At 72.4% G+C, this 16527-nt stretch carries 13 protein-coding genes and 1 tRNA gene; 4 read left to right on the top strand and 10 right to left on the bottom strand.

Going from position 1 to position 16527, the window contains the following annotated elements:
* Positions 1-64: 64 nt before the first annotated feature.
* From IEY56_RS09510 to IEY56_RS09500, 3 genes are all read right to left on the bottom strand, one after another.
* Entirely contained in the window at positions 65-1390 is a 1326-nt protein-coding gene (locus tag IEY56_RS09510) for a coiled-coil domain-containing protein (protein WP_189036693.1), read from the bottom strand.
* A 781-nt stretch (positions 1391-2171) separates the two neighbouring features.
* The gene (locus IEY56_RS09505; protein ID WP_189036692.1) at positions 2172-2909 is read right to left on the bottom strand and encodes a sulfite exporter TauE/SafE family protein; all 738 of its coding nucleotides are present in this window, start codon (positions 2907-2909) and stop codon (positions 2172-2174) included.
* Between the two features lie 120 nt (positions 2910-3029).
* Positions 3030-3974, bottom strand: a complete 945-nt coding sequence (locus tag IEY56_RS09500) for a methyltransferase domain-containing protein (protein ID WP_189036691.1) — start codon at positions 3972-3974, stop codon at positions 3030-3032.
* A gap of 71 nt (positions 3975-4045) precedes the next feature.
* Between IEY56_RS09500 and IEY56_RS09495 the strand changes: the two genes are divergently transcribed.
* From IEY56_RS09495 to IEY56_RS09485, 3 genes are all read left to right on the top strand, one after another.
* Complete coding sequence (locus tag IEY56_RS09495) at positions 4046-4774, top strand: ABC transporter ATP-binding protein (protein WP_189036690.1); 729 nt, start codon at positions 4046-4048, stop codon at positions 4772-4774.
* Entirely contained in the window at positions 4771-5850 is a 1080-nt protein-coding gene (locus IEY56_RS09490; RefSeq protein WP_189036689.1) for an ABC transporter permease, read from the top strand. The genes IEY56_RS09495 and IEY56_RS09490 overlap by 4 nt, the downstream gene beginning before the upstream one ends.
* 166 nt (positions 5851-6016) lie before the next feature.
* The gene (locus IEY56_RS09485; protein WP_189036688.1) at positions 6017-6418 is read left to right on the top strand and encodes a globin; all 402 of its coding nucleotides are present in this window, start codon (positions 6017-6019) and stop codon (positions 6416-6418) included.
* 270 nt (positions 6419-6688) lie between these two features.
* Here the strand turns inward: IEY56_RS09485 and IEY56_RS09480 are convergent, their stop codons facing one another.
* From IEY56_RS09480 to IEY56_RS09450, 7 genes are all read right to left on the bottom strand, one after another.
* The gene (locus IEY56_RS09480) at positions 6689-7351 is read right to left on the bottom strand and encodes a DUF8185 domain-containing protein (protein WP_189036687.1); all 663 of its coding nucleotides are present in this window, start codon (positions 7349-7351) and stop codon (positions 6689-6691) included.
* Complete coding sequence (locus IEY56_RS09475; RefSeq protein ID WP_189036686.1) at positions 7320-7769, bottom strand: acyl-CoA thioesterase; 450 nt, start codon at positions 7767-7769, stop codon at positions 7320-7322. Before IEY56_RS09475 ends, IEY56_RS09480 begins: the two co-directional genes overlap by 32 nt.
* 17 nt (positions 7770-7786) lie before the next feature.
* Positions 7787-9451: an energy-dependent translational throttle protein EttA gene (gene ettA, locus IEY56_RS09470; RefSeq protein ID WP_189036685.1), complete on the bottom strand. Its 1665-nt coding sequence runs from the start codon at positions 9449-9451 to the stop codon at positions 7787-7789.
* Between the two features lie 137 nt (positions 9452-9588).
* Positions 9589-11088, bottom strand: a complete 1500-nt coding sequence (locus IEY56_RS09465; RefSeq protein ID WP_189036684.1) for a thioester domain-containing protein — start codon at positions 11086-11088, stop codon at positions 9589-9591.
* A gap of 208 nt (positions 11089-11296) precedes the next feature.
* Positions 11297-11773 (bottom strand): single-stranded DNA-binding protein, encoded by a 477-nt coding sequence (locus tag IEY56_RS09460; RefSeq protein ID WP_189036683.1) that lies wholly within the window; start codon positions 11771-11773, stop codon positions 11297-11299.
* A gap of 176 nt (positions 11774-11949) precedes the next feature.
* Positions 11950-14259 carry a GTPase gene (locus tag IEY56_RS09455; protein ID WP_229711747.1) on the bottom strand — a complete coding sequence of 770 codons (2310 nt, stop codon included), beginning with the start codon at positions 14257-14259 and terminating at the stop codon, positions 11950-11952.
* Between the two features lie 5 nt (positions 14260-14264).
* Positions 14265-16025 (bottom strand): dynamin family protein, encoded by a 1761-nt coding sequence (locus tag IEY56_RS09450; protein WP_189036682.1) that lies wholly within the window; start codon positions 16023-16025, stop codon positions 14265-14267.
* A gap of 338 nt (positions 16026-16363) precedes the next feature.
* Here IEY56_RS09450 and IEY56_RS09445 point away from each other — a divergent pair.
* Positions 16364-16436 (top strand) — tRNA-Arg (locus IEY56_RS09445).
* Positions 16437-16527: the final 91 nt, after the last annotated feature.

Below are 16527 nucleotides of genomic sequence, written 5' to 3'. Positions count from 1 at the left end.
CGGGCGGGCCGCGGTGCCGGTCCACCGGCCGCCGCCCGCGGACCCGCCTCCTCCCGCGCCGCGCTCACGACTCCGCCACCCCCTCGGCGGGCGCCGGGTCGTCCCGCCGCGGCGCCAGGAGCTCCTGGGCCGCGTACTGGTAGCGCAGCACGGCGTCCTCCGCGGCGCGCAGATCGCACGGCGCGCTCCACAGCATCCGGCGGGCCGCGTCGTACCGCTCCATCAGCATCCGGTCCTCGGCCAGGCCGTGCTGGGCCACCTTCGCCTTGTACGCGTCCAGCCGTCCGCGCAGCTCCGCCCGTACGGCGAGCGGGGCGGTCACGGCCGAGAGCTGGGCCCGCGCACGCTCCAGCTCGTCCTCCGCCCGCTGTTCGAGACCCTCCAGCAGCGGTGAGAGACGGTGCCACTGGGAGTGCCGCCGGTACTCGGCCGCAGCCGAGAGCTGCTCCTGCAGTGCCGTCGGGGGCCCGCTGACGGCGGGGACCTCGGAGGCCGCGATCTTCGCCAGCACCTCGCCGCGCGCCGCGCGCGCTTCGGCGAGCGTGCGGTCGGCCCGGGACAGGACGTCGCGCAGCCGCATGAGCCGCTGCTCGGAGTCCTGCCGGACGTTCAGGACGGCGTCGATCTCCCGGCGGATGTCCTCCAGGGCGCGGGCCGCGCGGTCGTAGCGGTCGGTGTCGGGCCTTCCGCCGCCCGGGGCGCTGCTGCCGCCGGCGGGAACCCAGAAGGCGAGCGGATCGGCGACGACCTCCGCCCTCAGCGCGGTCAGTTCCTCGGTCGTCTGCTCCAGGTCGTCGCCCGACGGATGCTCACCGGGGCGTACGCCCACGGAGTGCGCCAGCGACTGCACCCGCCGCAGTTCGGCGGCGAGCAGGTCTATCCGGGCGGGCAGGGCCGACCAGACCGAGTCGGCCGCCGCCACCACGTCGAGAGCCCGCGCGTACCAGGTGTTCATCCACTCGACGAGACCGCTCAGCGTCACGTCCTCCGTGAGCCTCGCGCTCTCCACGGAGTCCGGGCCCGCACCGGAGCCGCCCGCGTTGAGGGCGCTCCCCGGCACGGTGTGCGTTCCGCGCAGCAGCCGGGTGAGCTCGACGAGGTCCTCCCGGCTGGGCCAGCGGCGCCGCTCGCGGATTTCCTGCGCCTTACCGAGGGCCGCGCTGTAGGTCTCGAAGACGTTCCAGAGCTGGGTGATGGCGGCCTCGGCCTGCGCCCACCGGTGAGCGGTCGTTCCGGTGAGCCGCGCGCCCTCCAGGAGGCGGCGCCCCGCGTGGTCCTGAAGCGCGAGCAGCGACGACTCGACTGCCTCGTGTTCGGCGGTCAGCCGTTCCAGAGCACGGTCGACCTCCTCCCGGCTCATCACCGGGCCGGTGGGTCCAGCGGGCCCCATCGATCACCTCACCGCTTCCGTCGTGGTCTGCTGCCGGTCGCCCTCCGGACGCCGGCCGGTTCCAGCCACCGTCCCCGTCGGTCCAGGTGCCGTGGTTCCGGCGGCGAGGGTTACTTCCCTCATGCCGCCCGGTTGATGTCGCCGGCAGGCGACTCGTCGTCCCGCGTGCTGGGCCGTCCGCCCGCCCGGGAGCACCGGACGGCCGTCGCGCCGCCCGCCCCGCCGGCTGCCGCACCGCCCCGGGGAAGCCGCCCCCTCTGGCCGCACGGACGCGAACAGCGGTCGTCCGGCCGTACGTTCGCAGGATCGGACCGCACCGTTGTGCCCCGGGCGGCCGCCGATGCGGGACGCGGGGCAGGACAGCCGTGCCGGCTGCGTGAGCGGCTGTGTCACGGCTCGTCACCCTCCCCCTGTTCGCTGCCGGCCCTTCCCCGCGCCTACTTTGTGCGACGCGGCTGTCGCTGCGGGTCCGGAACCACCCGCCAGAGTATGGCCGCGAGGGTCCCGGGCCACACCGTTTCGGCAGGGATCTTGTTCGGATCGGGATCTGCCCGTGGCCGGTGCGCCGTCATCCCGTCATCACGCGCACGGAGGGGTGCCGGTTTCCTCGCGGGGAGCATCGCCGGCGTGCGGAGCGGCGGCGGGGAGCGAGCGGGAGCCCGCACGCGGTACGGCCGCGGCCCGCGCCCGGTCCGGGGGACGGTCCACGCCCCGCCCGCGCCCGGTCCGGGGGACGGTCCACGCCCCGCCCGCGCCCGGTCCGGGTGCGGGCGCCCGACCCTCATGCCGCCAGCTGCCAGAGCCCCTTCGCCAGAGTGGCCACGCCTCCCGCGAGCGCCAGCCCCAGGATGAGACGCCTGACCCCGTTCTCCGGCGTACGGGCGGCGAGCGCGCTGCCCAGCAGGATGCCTGCGCCCATGGTGAGGGCGACCAGCAGCCAGGCGGGACGGGCCAGGTGGGGAACCCCCTTGGCGAGGGCGGAGAGAAGATTGACGAACAGTCCGTAGAACTGCGCGTTGGGCACGAACTCCCGGGCGGACCAGCCCGCGTTGACCGCGTACAGGGAGAGCGCCGGCCCGCCGGTGCCCGCCGCGGAGTTCATGAAGCCGCTCGCGGCACCGGCCGCCACCGCGCCGCCCGTCCCGCGCAGCGCCCGTACCCGTGCGCCCAGGACCACGAGCAGCACCGCTCCCGTGATGAGACCACCGAGCACGGTCAGCAGCACGGGCTCCGGCAGCCGCAGCGCGAACCACGCCCCGAGCGGCACCGTGACCGCCGCCGCGGCGACCAGCGGCACCATGGTGCGCAGCCGCACCTGCCGCCATGTCGTGGCGAGCCCGGCGACTCCGATGACGACGCCCGCGCAGTTGACGAGCGCGACCCCGTCCACCGGCCCCATGAGCAGTACGAGCGCGGGTGAGGCCAGGAGTCCGAAGCCGATGCCGCTCATCCGCTGCACCGACGAGCCGAGCAGCACGACTCCGCCGAGCAGGGAGAGGAAGGGCAGTCCGCTGAGCATCCTCCCGAAGCTAGCCCCGCGACCGCCCCGCTGGGGAGGGGCCGGAGCTGTCCGGATGAGCGGCAGAGCACTGCCCGGACGCTCCGCCGGACGCTGCGGCCCGGCTGAGCGCGGGACCGTTCAGCTACCCGCCAGCGGCCAGGTGCAGGGGCCGTCGGGACTGTCCAGCCACGCCCACTGCTCGCCCTTGCGCAGCGTCACCCCGTAGCGCTCCCGGCCGGGGCGTCCCGCCGTGCGCCACAGCTCGTACACCTCGTGCGGTTCCATCGAGCCCGCCGTCAGGCCGAACAGGAACTGGAAGGAGTCGTGCCGCTGCGCGTGCCGTGGGATGTCCCGCCTCGCCTGCGTTCTCCGCTGCGCCGGCTCGGCGCCGCGCAGCGGTACGAAGAAGACGGGGAGCTCGTGGAAGCGTCCGCTGGCGTGCTGCTCGTCCGTCACGCGGAGGCTGACGAGCCCCGTGCCGAGCGGTGCCAGGACGAGAGCCCCGGTCGTGCACTGGCTCAGCCAGACGCTGGGCACAAAGGACAGCTCGCACGTGGCGATGATCCGGTCGTACGGGCCGTGGGCGGGAGCACCCCGTGTGCCGTCGCCGGTGACGACGCGCGGCCGGTGGCCCGCCGCGGCGAGGTGCTCGCGGGCGGCGCTGGTGATGGCGGGGTCGACGTCGACGGTGGTCACGAGGGCGTCGCCCAGGCGGTGCGCGAGGAGCGCCGCGTTGTAGCCGGAGCCGGCGCCGATCTCCAGCACGTTCATGCCGTCGTGCACCTGCAGCGCCTCCAGCATGCGCGCCATGAGCGACGGCTGGCTGCTGGAGGAGACCAGTTCACCGTCGCGGACTCGCGTGGCCAGTGGAACGTCGTCGTACACACCCGCCAGCCAGCGGGAGCGGAGCTCGGGATCGGGATCGTCACGCCACAGCCGCTGCGGGGCGCCGTCCGGGCCGGTCACGTAGTAGTACGGCACGAACAGCTCGCGCCGTACTGCGGCGAAGGCGGCCTTCCACTCCGGGTCGGTCAGAGCGCCGCTCGCCTCGATCTGCCTCAGAAGCTCCGGAGCACCAGGCATGTCTCCACTGTGCTGCGCGCTCGCGCCTCACGCGAGGCCGGAAGGTGATGTTCAGCGCCTAGCCTCCGCACATGACAGGAAACGCGATCACCGCGGAAGGGCTGCGCAAGCGCTACGGCGAGACTCAAGCCGTCGACGGCGCGACCTTCGAGGTGAGGCACGGGGAGTTCTACGGGATCCTCGGGCCCAACGGGGCAGGAAAGACGACGACTCTGGAGATCGTCGAAGGGCTGCGTGAGCCCGACGAGGGCACGGCGACGCTGCTGGGCGAGCCGTCCTGGCCTCGCAACAAGACGCTGCTGCGGCGAATAGGCGTGCAGTTGCAGGCGTCCGCCTTCTTCGAACGGCTCAGCGCACGCGAGCAGATACACACGTTCGCCTCCATCTACGGCGTCCCCACCGCCCGGGCGGACGAGATGCTCGAGACGGTGGGTCTGGCGGAGAAGAGCCGCACGCGGGAGAACAAGCTCTCAGGGGGTCAGGCACAGCGGCTCTCCATCGCCTGCGCCCTCGTCCACGACCCGGAGCTCGTCTTCCTCGACGAGCCCACGACCGGCCTCGACCCGCAGGCGCGGCGGAACCTGTGGGACCTGCTGCGCACGATCAACTCCGAAGGCCGCACGGTCGTACTGACCACGCACTACATGGACGAGGCCGAGGTGCTGTGCGACCGCGTCGCGATCATGGACGAGGGCCGGGTCCTGCGCGTGGGCGCTCCCGCGCAGCTGATCGAGGAGTTGGGGGTGCGGTCGCTGGAGGACGTCTTCCTCCAGCTGACGGGGAGGGAGTACCGCGAGTGAAGAGTTTCCTCAGCCTCTCCCGGGCGATGGCGCTCGGACTGCTGCGCGACCGTGCGGCGGTCTTCTTCATGCTGATCTTCCCGCTGATGTTCCTGGCCATGTTCGGGGCGCTGTTCGACAGCGACTCGACGCCCCGGGCGGAGGTGGTCCAGATCGGGAACGTCAAGGTGTTCGACGCCATGCCGGACAGCCAGCGCTCCGCCCTGCGCGGCGTGTTGAAGATCGAGAAGACCGGCGGCTCCGCGGCTGCCCGCCGTGACGCCCTGGCACAGGTGCGGAAGGGAGACGTCGACGCCGCCGTCTTCCAGGGCGACGGGAAGGCAGTCGAACTGCGCTACTCCGCCGCCGACTCGGCAAGCGCCGGCAACGTGCGCGCCGTGGTGAACTCGGTGCTGCAGCAGGCAAACCAGGCAGCCACGGGGCAGCCTCCCGCCTACCGGCTGGCCACGAAGCAGGTCGAGGACGAGTCGGTCAAACCCATCCAGTTCCTCACGCCGGGGCTGCTGAGCTGGGCAGTCGCCATGGGTGGCGTCTTCGGTTCGGCCCTGAACCTGGTGAGCTGGCGGAAGAAGCGCATCCTGAGGCGGCTGTGGCTCTCGCCCGTGACCGCGGGGTCGGTCGTCGGGGCGAGAGTCGGGGTGAACCTCGCTCTGGCGTTCGCGCAGACAGCGATCTTCATCGGACTGGCGACGCTGCCCATGTACGGACTGCGGCTGACGGGCCACTGGTGGCTCAGCCTGCCGCTGGTCGCCTGCGGGACGCTCGCGTTCATGTCGATGGGGCTGCTCATCGGCTCCTGGGCGAAGACCGAGGAGGCGGCGAACGGGCTGGCGCAGCTGATCGTCCTGCCCATGGCCTTCCTCTCCGGCTCGTTCTTCCCGCTGGAGATCGCGCCGGCGTGGGTGCGCACCGTCTCCGACTTCCTCCCGCTGACGCACCTCGCGGAGGCCATGCAGTCCGTGATGACAAGGGGGGAGAGCTGGGGTGCGGCACTGCCGGTGATGGGCGGACTGCTGCTGTTCGCGGCCGTGGTCACGCTGATCGCCTCCCGCTTCTTCCGCTGGGACGACGCCTGAGCAGGCCCGGGAACGGGAGCGCGTGAGACAGCGCGGCGGCAGGGGAGCCCCTGCCGCCGCGCGGGCGCCGCACGCGGGCACCCGCGCCTGCGTTCCCCCGCCGGTGGGACTGCGGGGACGTAGGACCAGCGGCCTCGGCCGGAGCATCTGACACCATGGAGGCGTGATGGAGATTCGGCGCGGCAGCTTGCAGACGGAGACCTTTTACGAGCAGGTCGGCGGCGAGGAGACGTTCCGGCGCCTCGTGCACCGCTTCTACGAGGGTGTCGCCGAGGACCCGGTGCTTCGCCCCATGTACCCGGAGGAGGACCTCGGCCCGGCCGAGGAGAGGCTCACGCTCTTCCTGATCCAGTACTGGGGCGGACCCCGCACGTACAGCGATTCGCGCGGCCATCCGCGGCTGCGCATGCGCCACATGCCCTTCAAGGTCGACAGGGCGGCCCACGACGCGTGGCTCAAGCACATGCGGGACGCCGTCGACAGCCTGGAGCTCGCTCCCGAGCACGAGCGCCAGCTGTGGGACTACCTCGTGTACGCCGCCAACTCCATGATCAACACGGCGGAATAGCGCGGCGAGCGCGTCCCGGACAGCGACGGCAGGGCAGGCTCACCGGACACCACGCGGTGCGGCGGAGTCGGGGCGTGACGCGCGCGGGCGGCGTCCCGAGGTCGTGGTTCACAGGGACGGCCGGCCGCCGCGCGTCCGGCCGCCGGTCCCGCCGTCCTGCTCGACACGAACGCTTCGAGGCTTGGCGCGAAAGCCCCCGGACGGCAGAGCGTGCGCACGCCCTGGCGGAGAAGCACGAAACGGCGGCGGCAGAGGCGCTTCCGTCCGGCGTCACACGGGCGTGACGCTCAGCCCCCGCCCCTTCCCGCCTCCGTTCCGCACCACGACCGAACCGGCCGGTGTGCGCAGGCGCAGCCAGGAACCGGTCCTCAGCAGGCCCAGAGGCTCCTCGCCCGCGAGGAAACCGAGGGCGTAGGCGGCGTGCGCGGCACGCAGAGGCAGAGGGGTGCGGCCCAGCGGCCGGGACCAGATCTCCTCGGCCAGCGCGTCCAGCTTCGCGCGGGTACGGTCCCGCTGCTGCAACTGCTCGGCCCGCTCCCGGAATTCGGCCACAGCGGCCCCGGCCACCGCGCGCACGGCGTCCGCCGGCACCTCGCCGAGGGCCTCCCAGCCGCCACGCGGCGGCAGGACGCCCGTCCACGGCGGGCCGGTGACCGGAGCGGGGACGGTGAAGGCCTCCGCCTGTTCGTCCAGCCCCTCGAGGAGCTCACCGGCGGAGACGGTGGCGTCCGTCTCCGCGGACTCCAGCAACCGGGCCGTGCGCACGGCCACCACCTCGAACCGGGCGGGTTTCGCGAAGATCCCGACGACGCCGCCGCCCGCCTGGATACGGACGGCGGCGTTCTTCTCCCAGCGCAGCAGACGCCCGAGAAACGCTTCGAGCCCCGCTGCCTCACCGGGGTCAGCGAAGACGAGACGCTGACGCACTGTCATCCAAATAGCCTTCCAGGAACGCCCGTTCACCGGCGGTCATCCGCCGCGGGCGCTCCTCCTTCAGGTCGTAGGGAACGATGACGGTCGTCGCCCGCGCGTGCACCGTGCCCGCGTCGCTTATCTCGTACGCGAGAGTGGCGGAGGCCGCGTTGAGCTTCGTCACCCAGGTCTCGACCGTCACCGGCTCATGCCGGTGGAAGAGCGGACGCAGGTAGTCGATCTCGTGCCTGGCCACCACACAGCCGCCGCGGAACGGCACGTCCGCTGCCGCGTCCGCGTCGCGCACCGACTCCTCCGCCACCCGGAACATGAAGTCGATCCGCGCCTCCTCCAGGTAGCGGAGGTAGACGACGTTGTTGACGTGCCCGTAGGCGTCCATGTCCGACCAGCGCAGAGGGCACTGATATGTATGCCGCACGTGTCAGACCGCCTGCCTCAGCCCCTGGTGAGCTTCTTGTAGGTCGCGCGGTGCGGACGAGCCGCGTCCGGACCCAGCCTCTCGATCTTGTTCTTCTCGTACGACTCGAAGTTCCCCTCGAACCAGAACCACTTGGACTCGCCCTCGTAGGCCAGGATGTGCGTGGCCACGCGGTCGAGGAACCAGCGGTCGTGGGAGACGACCACGGCGCAGCCCGGGAAGTCCAGCAGCGCGTTCTCCAACGACGAGAGCGTCTCGACGTCGAGGTCGTTGGTCGGTTCGTCGAGCAGCAGCAGGTTGCCGCCCTGCTTCAGGGTGAGTGCCAGGTTGAGCCTGTTGCGCTCACCGCCGGAGAGCACACCGGCCGGCTTCTGCTGGTCCGGCCCCTTGAAACCGAACGCGGACACGTAGGCCCGGGAGGGCATCTCGACCTGGCCGACGTTGATGTAGTCGAGTTCGTCGGAGACCACGGCCCACAGGGTCTTCTTGGAGTCGATGTTCTCGCGGCTCTGGTCGACGTAGGAGATCTTGACCGTGTCGCCGACCTTGATGCTGCCCGCGTCGGGCTCCTCGATCCCCTGGATCATCTTGAACAGCGTGGTCTTGCCCGCGCCGTTGGGGCCGATCACGCCGACGATGCCGTTGCGCGGCAGGGTGAAGGAGAGGTCGTCGATGAGGACCTTGTCGCCGAACGCCTTGCTGAGGTTCTCCACCTCCACGACGATGTTGCCCAGTCGCGGGCCCGGCGGGATCTGGATCTCCTCGAAGTCCAGCTTCCGGGTCTTCTCCGCCTCGGCTGCCATCTCCTCGTAACGCGTCAGCCGCGCCCGGGACTTGGCCTGACGGCCCTTGGCGTTGGAGCGCACCCAGTCCAGCTCGTCCTTGAGCCGCTTCTGGCGCTTGGCGTCCTTCTGGCCCTCGACCTTCAGACGCGACTGCTTCTTCTCCAGGTACGTGGAGTAGTTGCCCTCGTAGCCGATGGCACGGCCGCGGTCCAGCTCCATGATCCAGCCGGCGACGTTGTCCAGGAAGTACCTGTCGTGAGTGATCGCGACGACGGTGCCGGGGTACTGCGCCAGGTGCTGCTCCAGCCACTGGACGGACTCGGCGTCCAGGTGGTTGGTCGGCTCGTCGAGGAGGAGCAGGTCGGGCTGCTCCAGCAGGAGCTTGCAGAGGGCGACGCGGCGCTTCTCACCGCCGGACAGGTTCGTGACCGGCCAGTCCCCGGGCGGGCAGCCCAGCGCGTCCATGGCCTGCTCGAGCTGCGACTCCAGGTCCCAGGCGTTGGAGTGGTCCAGCTGCTCCTGCAGCTTACCCATCTCCTCCATCAGCTCGTCGGTGTACTCGGTCGCCATCTGCTCGGCGATCTCGTTGAACCGGTCCAGCTTGCCCTTGGTCTCCGCGACGCCGGCCTCGACGTTCTCCAGGACCGTCTTCGACTCGTCCAGCGGCGGCTCCTGCAGCAGGATGCCGACGCTGTAGCCCGGGGAGAGCTGGGCGTCTCCGTTGGAGGGCTGGTCGAGCCCGGCCATGATGCGCAGCACCGTGGACTTACCGGCGCCGTTCGGTCCCACGACACCGATCTTCGCGCCCGGCAGGAAGCTCAAGGTGACGTCGTCGAGGATCACCTTGTCGCCATGCGCCTTGCGCGCCTTGCGAAGGGTGTAGATGTACTCAGCCAAGAGGAACCGTCCGGCAATCAGTAGGTGTCGAAGTGCGGCCGCGCCGCATGGGCAGACAGCACCCATCTTGCCGCACGTCACCGCTCAGCCCGAAACGGGGCGGTCGCGGCCCTTCACGTCGCGGTGTGAACTGCTCGCTACGAAGTGTGCTGCTCGGCTTCCTCCGGCTCTCCGTCCTCTTCCGGCCCGCGGCGGCGCACCGCGAGGACCGCGACGGCACCCACGACGACGAGTCCCACCGCGACGCCGACGAGGACCGGGGTGTTGCTCGCACCCGTCTCCGCCAGGTCCCCGCCCTCCTGAGCGGAGCCGCCCGAATCGCTCCCGCCGACGGTGGCCGGCTGGGACTGCGTCGTCATCCCGCTCATGTCGGGCCTGGCGGCCTCGCTCCTGGTGACGCAGTCCAGTACGCCGGTGAATGCCTTCCGCACGCCCGGCGCGCTGACGGGGATGCGGTACGCCTGGTCCTCGCCCACGGGCACCGTGATCTTCTTGTTGCGCTTCGCCGGTACGGCGTGGGTCTCGCCCGCGGCACGGAAGCGGAACGGCCGGTCACCGGAGTTGACCACGGTGAGGCGCACGCCGCCCTCCCGGCAGTCCTTCACCGCGCCGACGCCGGGTATCACGCCATGCTCGTCCCAGCTGACGTCGGCCGCCGCCGAGACCGTGGACCGGCTGGAGCCCGCGAGTATCTGCGTCTGACTGCCGGCCTGTCCTCCCACTGCTGCGAAGGCCCGGCCGACCGGGACCTTCGTTGCGGCCTGCACGGTCAGCGAGGCCGTCCCCGTCCGGCGCTTCGACGGCACGTCGAGGTACAGCCGCCCGCCGTCCCGGACGGAGGCCGCGTTCCTGCCGCCGTCTCCCACGACCCGTACGTCGCGGAGCGCGGAGCGGGAAGCCGGGGCGATCGCCGCGCTCGGTGCGCCGGTACGCACCTTCAGCGGACCGAACCGGCCCTCCGCCTTCTCGGCGACCCCGGCGGAGTCGAGGGAGATCGAGGCCCTGGGCTCGGCCAGCGTGCGGGCCTGGCGGTGCAGGTGGTCGGCGAGCTTCTCCGCGGCGCGGTCGACCGCCTCGACCTCGACGTCTCCCCCGGCGTCCGAGTACCTCCAGATGGCCACCTGGGTGCCCGCGGCCGCCGTCTCAGGGGTGAGCTTGCCCGCCCCTGACGATTTCGCCAGTGCCTGCAGATCGTTGACCTGCGGGTACGAGTGCCGGAGTATCCAGAGGATCTTCCCCGCGTTCCGGTTGCCGTGCAGCGAGGTCTGGTCCCAGTCGGTCTCGCCGTACCGCGCCTGGTCCTGCGTGGCACTGTCGACGTCCGTGCCGTACGTCTGCAGGGTCCCGCCGCCGTCGACGGCCATCTCGAACAGGCCGGCGCTCGTGGTCAGTTCCTCGCCGTCCTCGCGGACGACCGCCTCATCGTGCGTCTCCAGCCCTTCCAGCGTGGCCAGGGCACCGCCCTGCCAGGTGGGCTGCTCCCCGGGTGCCGCCTGCTCTGCGGCCGCGGGGGTGGCGGCGGCCGTCAGACCGCCCGCCAGCAGTGCCGGCACGAACAGCGCCGCGGCCAGCAGCCGCCGCCTCCGTGCGGTCGCGCATCCGCCCACGACAGTCACAGCGGTGCGGACAAAGCTCATGGATTTCCCCTCCGGGCGAGACGGACACGACATCGGCGGTCACTCGGTGACCGGTGGTCGGGACGGTCTTGTCTCGCCGCACAGCACTGAACCCCCGTCAGCCATGCGGAGGATCGTAAGGAGCGGGCGCGACCCGCTTCCCCTCGAACGGGTCGAGCAAGCGTTCTGATCCACAATCGTTATCAGCGAATCCGGCGGACCGGGACGATCACGGCGCGGCACCCTGACGCGGAATGACAGCCTCCACGTCGCCGCCGGTCACGGCCTCGGAAGTCCCGCCGGGCGCCTGCGCGTTGCGGCCCGGATCAGCACGCGGGCCGGTCCGCGAGGGAGTACGGACGAACGCCGACGTACCCCGGGAGAGATCGTGGCCCACCGCCGTGGCCGTCAGATCCGCAGAGGCGAACTGCCGTCCGTCCCGTTCCGCCTGACGGATCCGCAAGTGCCCCGTCACGACGAGCGGCTCCCCCACCGTCACCGACGAAGCGAGGTTGGCGGCCAGCGATCTCCAGGCCCAGACGGTGTAGAAGTTCGTGAACGCGTCCGCCCAGCCTCCCGACCTCTGGTCGTAGCGCCGCACCGTACTGGCCAGGCGGAACCGCGCTGTCGGCAGGCCCGCGGCCGACCTCCGGAACTCGACCGCCGTCGCGACGTTGCCCACGACAGTCACCTGCGACTCGTTCATACGCACCCCCTGACACCCCGGCAGCACCACCCCGCGCCGCTCACGGCCCTCAGAATGCCTCCGTTTCAGGAATCCCGCTCAGAGCTGGGGATAACCGAACACCTGTGGACAACCAGCTCACACCTGAGGGGGCCGGAGCGCGATTCGACGCGCTCCGGCCCCCTCGGGGCAGACGGTTACAGCTGTCCCGCCTCGCCCGACACGATCACGTACTGCTCGCGCACCTCCCGGTAGCGCAGCAGCTCCGCGGCCACCGGCTCCAGCACCCTGACCTGCCCGCACGACGCCACGAGGCGGCGCAGCCGCCACTCCTCGCGCTGCCCGTACACCGCCGCGGGCCCGCGCGCCGCGAAGCGGCAGCCCCACGAGAGCAGCGAACCGCCGAGAACGCCCCCGAGCAGCAGGGCGACCCCCATCCACTCCTCGCCGACACCCGCACCCAGCGCTGTCGCGGCCACCCATCCGGCACCGACGAGCTGGAGGAGCAGCAGCACCAGCTGCCCCGTGAAGGCCAGCGCCCACCATGCCGGACGCCGCGGCGCCGCCGCCCGGGTACGTCCGCCGCGCGTGGTCCCGCCGTCGGACTGCCCGTCCCTTTCCGCGCCGTCCGCGGCGCCCTCGGGGGCGTCGTCCTCCCGCAGCGCCCTGTCCAGGGCCTCCGGCAGCCCCGCTGCGCCGCGCCAGGCCGCGTCCCGTACGGAGCGGTGCCACGCCTCGGGCAGCCCGGCGCCCGCCTGCTCGACCACTGTGCGAACGGCGTGGGCGACAGCCGGCCGCGACACTCTGGGCAGCCTGTCGCCGGCCGGACGTGCCGCAGCGGAGGCGGCCGGCACGTCGGGCAGCTCGCCTCCGGCGCCTCCTTCGCCCGCACCGGCCTGCCCGCCCTCCTCGGAGAAGGCGTACGCCTCGGCCTCGGCCGAGGCGGCTTCCGCGTCGCCGAGTTCCGCGGCGGCGGGCTCCTCCTTCGCGGAACGACGGTCGTCGTACCAGTGCTGGAGGCGGGCCCACGGCGTCCCGCACGCGCGGTCGGCCAGCCGCAGCCAGGCGCGCTCGGCTGCCTGCCCCGCGGAGACGGCGCCCGCCGCGCGGGCCAGCCTGTCGGCGAAGTCGTCGCGGACCTCCTCCGTCAGGCCGGACAGCGCGTCCGCCGAGGCCGCCGCCGGGACGTGGCCGGGAGGCACGTACACCGCGCGCAGCCGGCCCACGACGCCGTCCAGGTCGGCGTTGAGCCGCAACCCCGCAGCACGGCGCAGGGCGACGAACTGCGCGAGGTCCGTGCGGAGTTCGTCCACGCCCTCACCCCCGAGCGCGGAGGTGGCCAGCACCCGCGCGCCGGGCTCTCCGTGATCGCCCAGCGCCATGCCGTCCTCGTCGAGCAGCCGCCGCAGATCGTTGAGCACGGCGTCCTTCGCCTCGCCGGGGAGGCGGTCGGTCTGGTTGAGCACGATGAAGGTCACCTCGGCGTACCCGGCCAGCGGACGCAGATACCGCTCGTGGAGCACGGCGTCGGCGTACTTCTCGGGGTCGACGACCCACACCACCGCGTCCACGAGCCGCAGCAGCCGGTCCACCTGTGCGCGGTGGCCGTCCGCGGCGGAGTCGTGGTCCGGGAGGTCGATGAGGACGAGCCCCTCCAGTTCGTGGCGGGCCGAGTCGTCGATGCGTCCCCGCCAGTCCGACTCGGGACGCATGAGCCTGCGCGTCGACTGCGGGATCGCGAGCCGGTCGAGGAGCCCGTCGGCCGGACCCGCGCCCGGCACCTCCCACGAGCAGGCGACGGGCGTGGCGGTGGTGGGGCGGCGCATGCCTGCCTGCGAAAGCCGCGTCCCCGCAAGGGCGTTGAAGAGGGACGACTTGCCGCTGCCCGTCGCTCCGGCGATCGCCACGGTCGTGTAGGCGCTCGGGAGCTGCTTGCGGGCGCCCGCGGCGTCCAGGACGCGCTGGGCCTCCGCGAGGACGCCCGAGGGGATCCGGGAGCGGGAAAGGTCGAGGAGCCTGCTCAGCGCGGCGAGCCGCTGGGACAGCGAGGTCTCCGCGCCGCGCGGGCCGGCCCCGTGCGCACGCTGCGCGTACTCCTCGTGGCCGTCGAAGTCCTCGTACGGCTGTACGGGGGACGCCTCGTCGGACGACCAGCCGGGCATCTGCCTTCCGGGCGCCGCCGCGACGCCGGGACCTCCGGAGTCCGGCGGTTCCGGGTCGGGGTCCGTGCCCCACAGCGCGGCGGCCCTCGACCAGGCAGGGCGCTCGCCCGGCGCCGACGCGGCGTGCGCGCGCCTCGCGATCAGCCCGTCGTCCCACGCTCCCGCTTCGCCGTCAGCGGCGGTCCCTTCGCCCTGCTCGGCGGCGGCACCGCCTTCCGTCGCGGCTGCCTGCCGCTCCCGGTTCCCGCCGCTCACGGCAGGAGGACCGCCGCTGCCCGCGGCGGCGTCCGGCGCGGCCTGCTTCTCGTCGGACGAGCCGTCGATACGAACATCCGTTGTGGACACTGCCGTCACCTCTCCGTCTGGGACTGCGACTCCGTCAACTTCCGGGCTCCCGGCCCCGGGAGAGCCGCCGACTCCGCCTTGCGCAGCACCGACAGCGCCGCGATCAGGTCGACCTGCGGGCCGGGCGCCGTCTCCAGGGCCTCCAGCGGGGCCAGGCGGCGGTCCCGCTCCCCGTACAGCGCTCTCTCCACGTACGTCGCGAGCAGCCGCACTCCGCACTCCCTCAGCTTCCGCGCGCTCACCTCGCCGAACGCCGCCGCCAGCGACCGGTAGGCGCCCGCCGCGTGGCCACCGCCCACGAGTGCCGTCGCAAGCAGCGCCGCCGCCTCCTCGGCGTCCCGGCCGAAGCCGTGGTCGACCGCGCGCGCCTCCTCGTCGGCGAGCTCCTCCATGCACCGCCGCCAGCGGCGCACGAGCAGGTTCATGCGCCCCCGCCCGTCGGATCCGCGGACACCTTCCGGCAGGCCGCGGCCGCGCCGCTCCCCGGTCGCGTCCGCCGACTCCCCGCCGGGCACGGCCGGTTCGCGGCGCCAGGACTCCGCGATGCGCTCGTCGGCTGCGGCGACGGCGGAGGCGAGCAGCGTGGTCAGCCCCTCCTCGAAGGCGTCCAGCACCTCCTCGCCCCGGCTGTCGACGGGGAAGCCGCGCCACAGCGCGTCGGCGTCGCCCGCGAGGAGTTCGCCGACGGCGATGTGCCGCCGTACGCGTACGCGGGCCTCCTCGAAGGCGTCCTCGACGTGGCCCGTCAGCCGCGTCGCCGCGGCGTGCTGTGCGGCCGAGGCGTTGGCGAGCGAGGCGACGCGCGGGCGGAGCGACGCGAGGGCCCCGACGGCGGTACGGCGGCCTGCCACCGCCCGCGCCGCGGGATCCAAGGCCCGCTGCGCGAGCCAATTGCGCAGGCCCGCGACGGCTGTTGCGGGCAGCAGCCCCGATCCCCCGGCGGACTCCGGCAGTTCGGGGACGGTGAAGCGCGGCACGTCGGCCAGCCCTTCACGGATCATCAGGGCGCCGTACTGCCTCGCCACGTCCGGGGCGATCTGGTGCGGCACCCTGTCGAGGACGGTGACGAGCGTGACGTCGTACTCCTTGGCGGTGCGCAGCAGGTTCCACGGCACTGCGTCCGCGTAGCGCGCGGCGGTCGTGACGAGTACCCAGATGTCCGCGGCGCACAGGAGTTCCGCGGCGAGGTCGCGGTTGCGGGCGACCAGGGAGTCGATGTCGGGTGCGTCGAGCAGGGCCAGACCGGCGGGCAGCGCGGAGTCGGTCTCGATCCGCAGAGGGCGGCTGCCGTCGTCCTCGGTGTCCGTCTCCTCGGCGCCGAGGAGCTCGTCGCCGGCCGTGTCCCCGCGTGCGCCGGAGCCGAACTGGCCCTGGGCGGCGTCCTGGCGGGGAACCCACACCCGCTCCAGCCGCGGCAGGATGCGCCGTCCGGCAAACCACTCGCGGTCGTCGGGATGGCACACGAGCACAGGCGTACGCGTCGTCGGACGAAGCACCCCCGCCTCGCTGACTCTGCGCCCCACGAGCGAGTTGACGAGTGTCGACTTGCCCGCTCCCGTCGAACCCCCGACCACGGCGAGCAGCGGCGCGTCCGGAACGCGCAGCCGCGGCATGAGGTAGTCGTCGAGCTGGGCGAGCAGTTCGTCGCGCGAACGCCGGGCGCGCTCGGCGCCCGGAAGGGGCAGCGGAAAGCGTGCAGCGGCGACGCCTTCGCGCAGCGCGGTAAGTGCATCGATCAGTTCTGGCCGTACGTTCAAGATCGCCACATGCGCAGAATGCCCAAATTTGCTGCCTTTTTGAAGCCTATCCACGGCACTGCGCAGGGAAAACAATCGGTTTCGGATGCGAATGGGCCATTCGCCCCATGTGACCCGCCACTCGTCGCCACCACTGCCGACGCACCCATAACGACTGCGCAACACCCGTACGGCACACGGCGAAAACCGCTGCACGAATCGCACCGGCCTGCGATTATCGGGAGCGCTTCACCGAACCTCCACATGGTGTCGCGGACGTGAAGCAAACAGCGCCAGCCACGGGGCCCCCTATCCTTGACCTCGCCACGGTCACCCGGAGGCACGCCCGCACTCCGCGACCGAGACCGGCCCCCGTAGCTCAGTGGATAGAGCAGGCGCCTTCTAAGCGCTTGGCCGCAGGTTCGAGTCCTGCCGGGGGCGCGCGCGAACGCCGCGTTCTACATGCGTAGAGCGCGGCGTTTCCGGTTTTGGAGGTACGTGCGCGCGGCGCGCGGGATGTCCTTCTCCAGCC

The organism is Streptomyces daqingensis (assembly GCF_014645895.1).
In the GTDB taxonomy this organism is placed as follows: domain Bacteria; phylum Actinomycetota; class Actinomycetes; order Streptomycetales; family Streptomycetaceae; genus Streptomyces; species Streptomyces daqingensis.
Note: the sequence above shows the minus strand (reverse complement) of the source record. Positions and strands in the feature narration are given on the sequence as shown.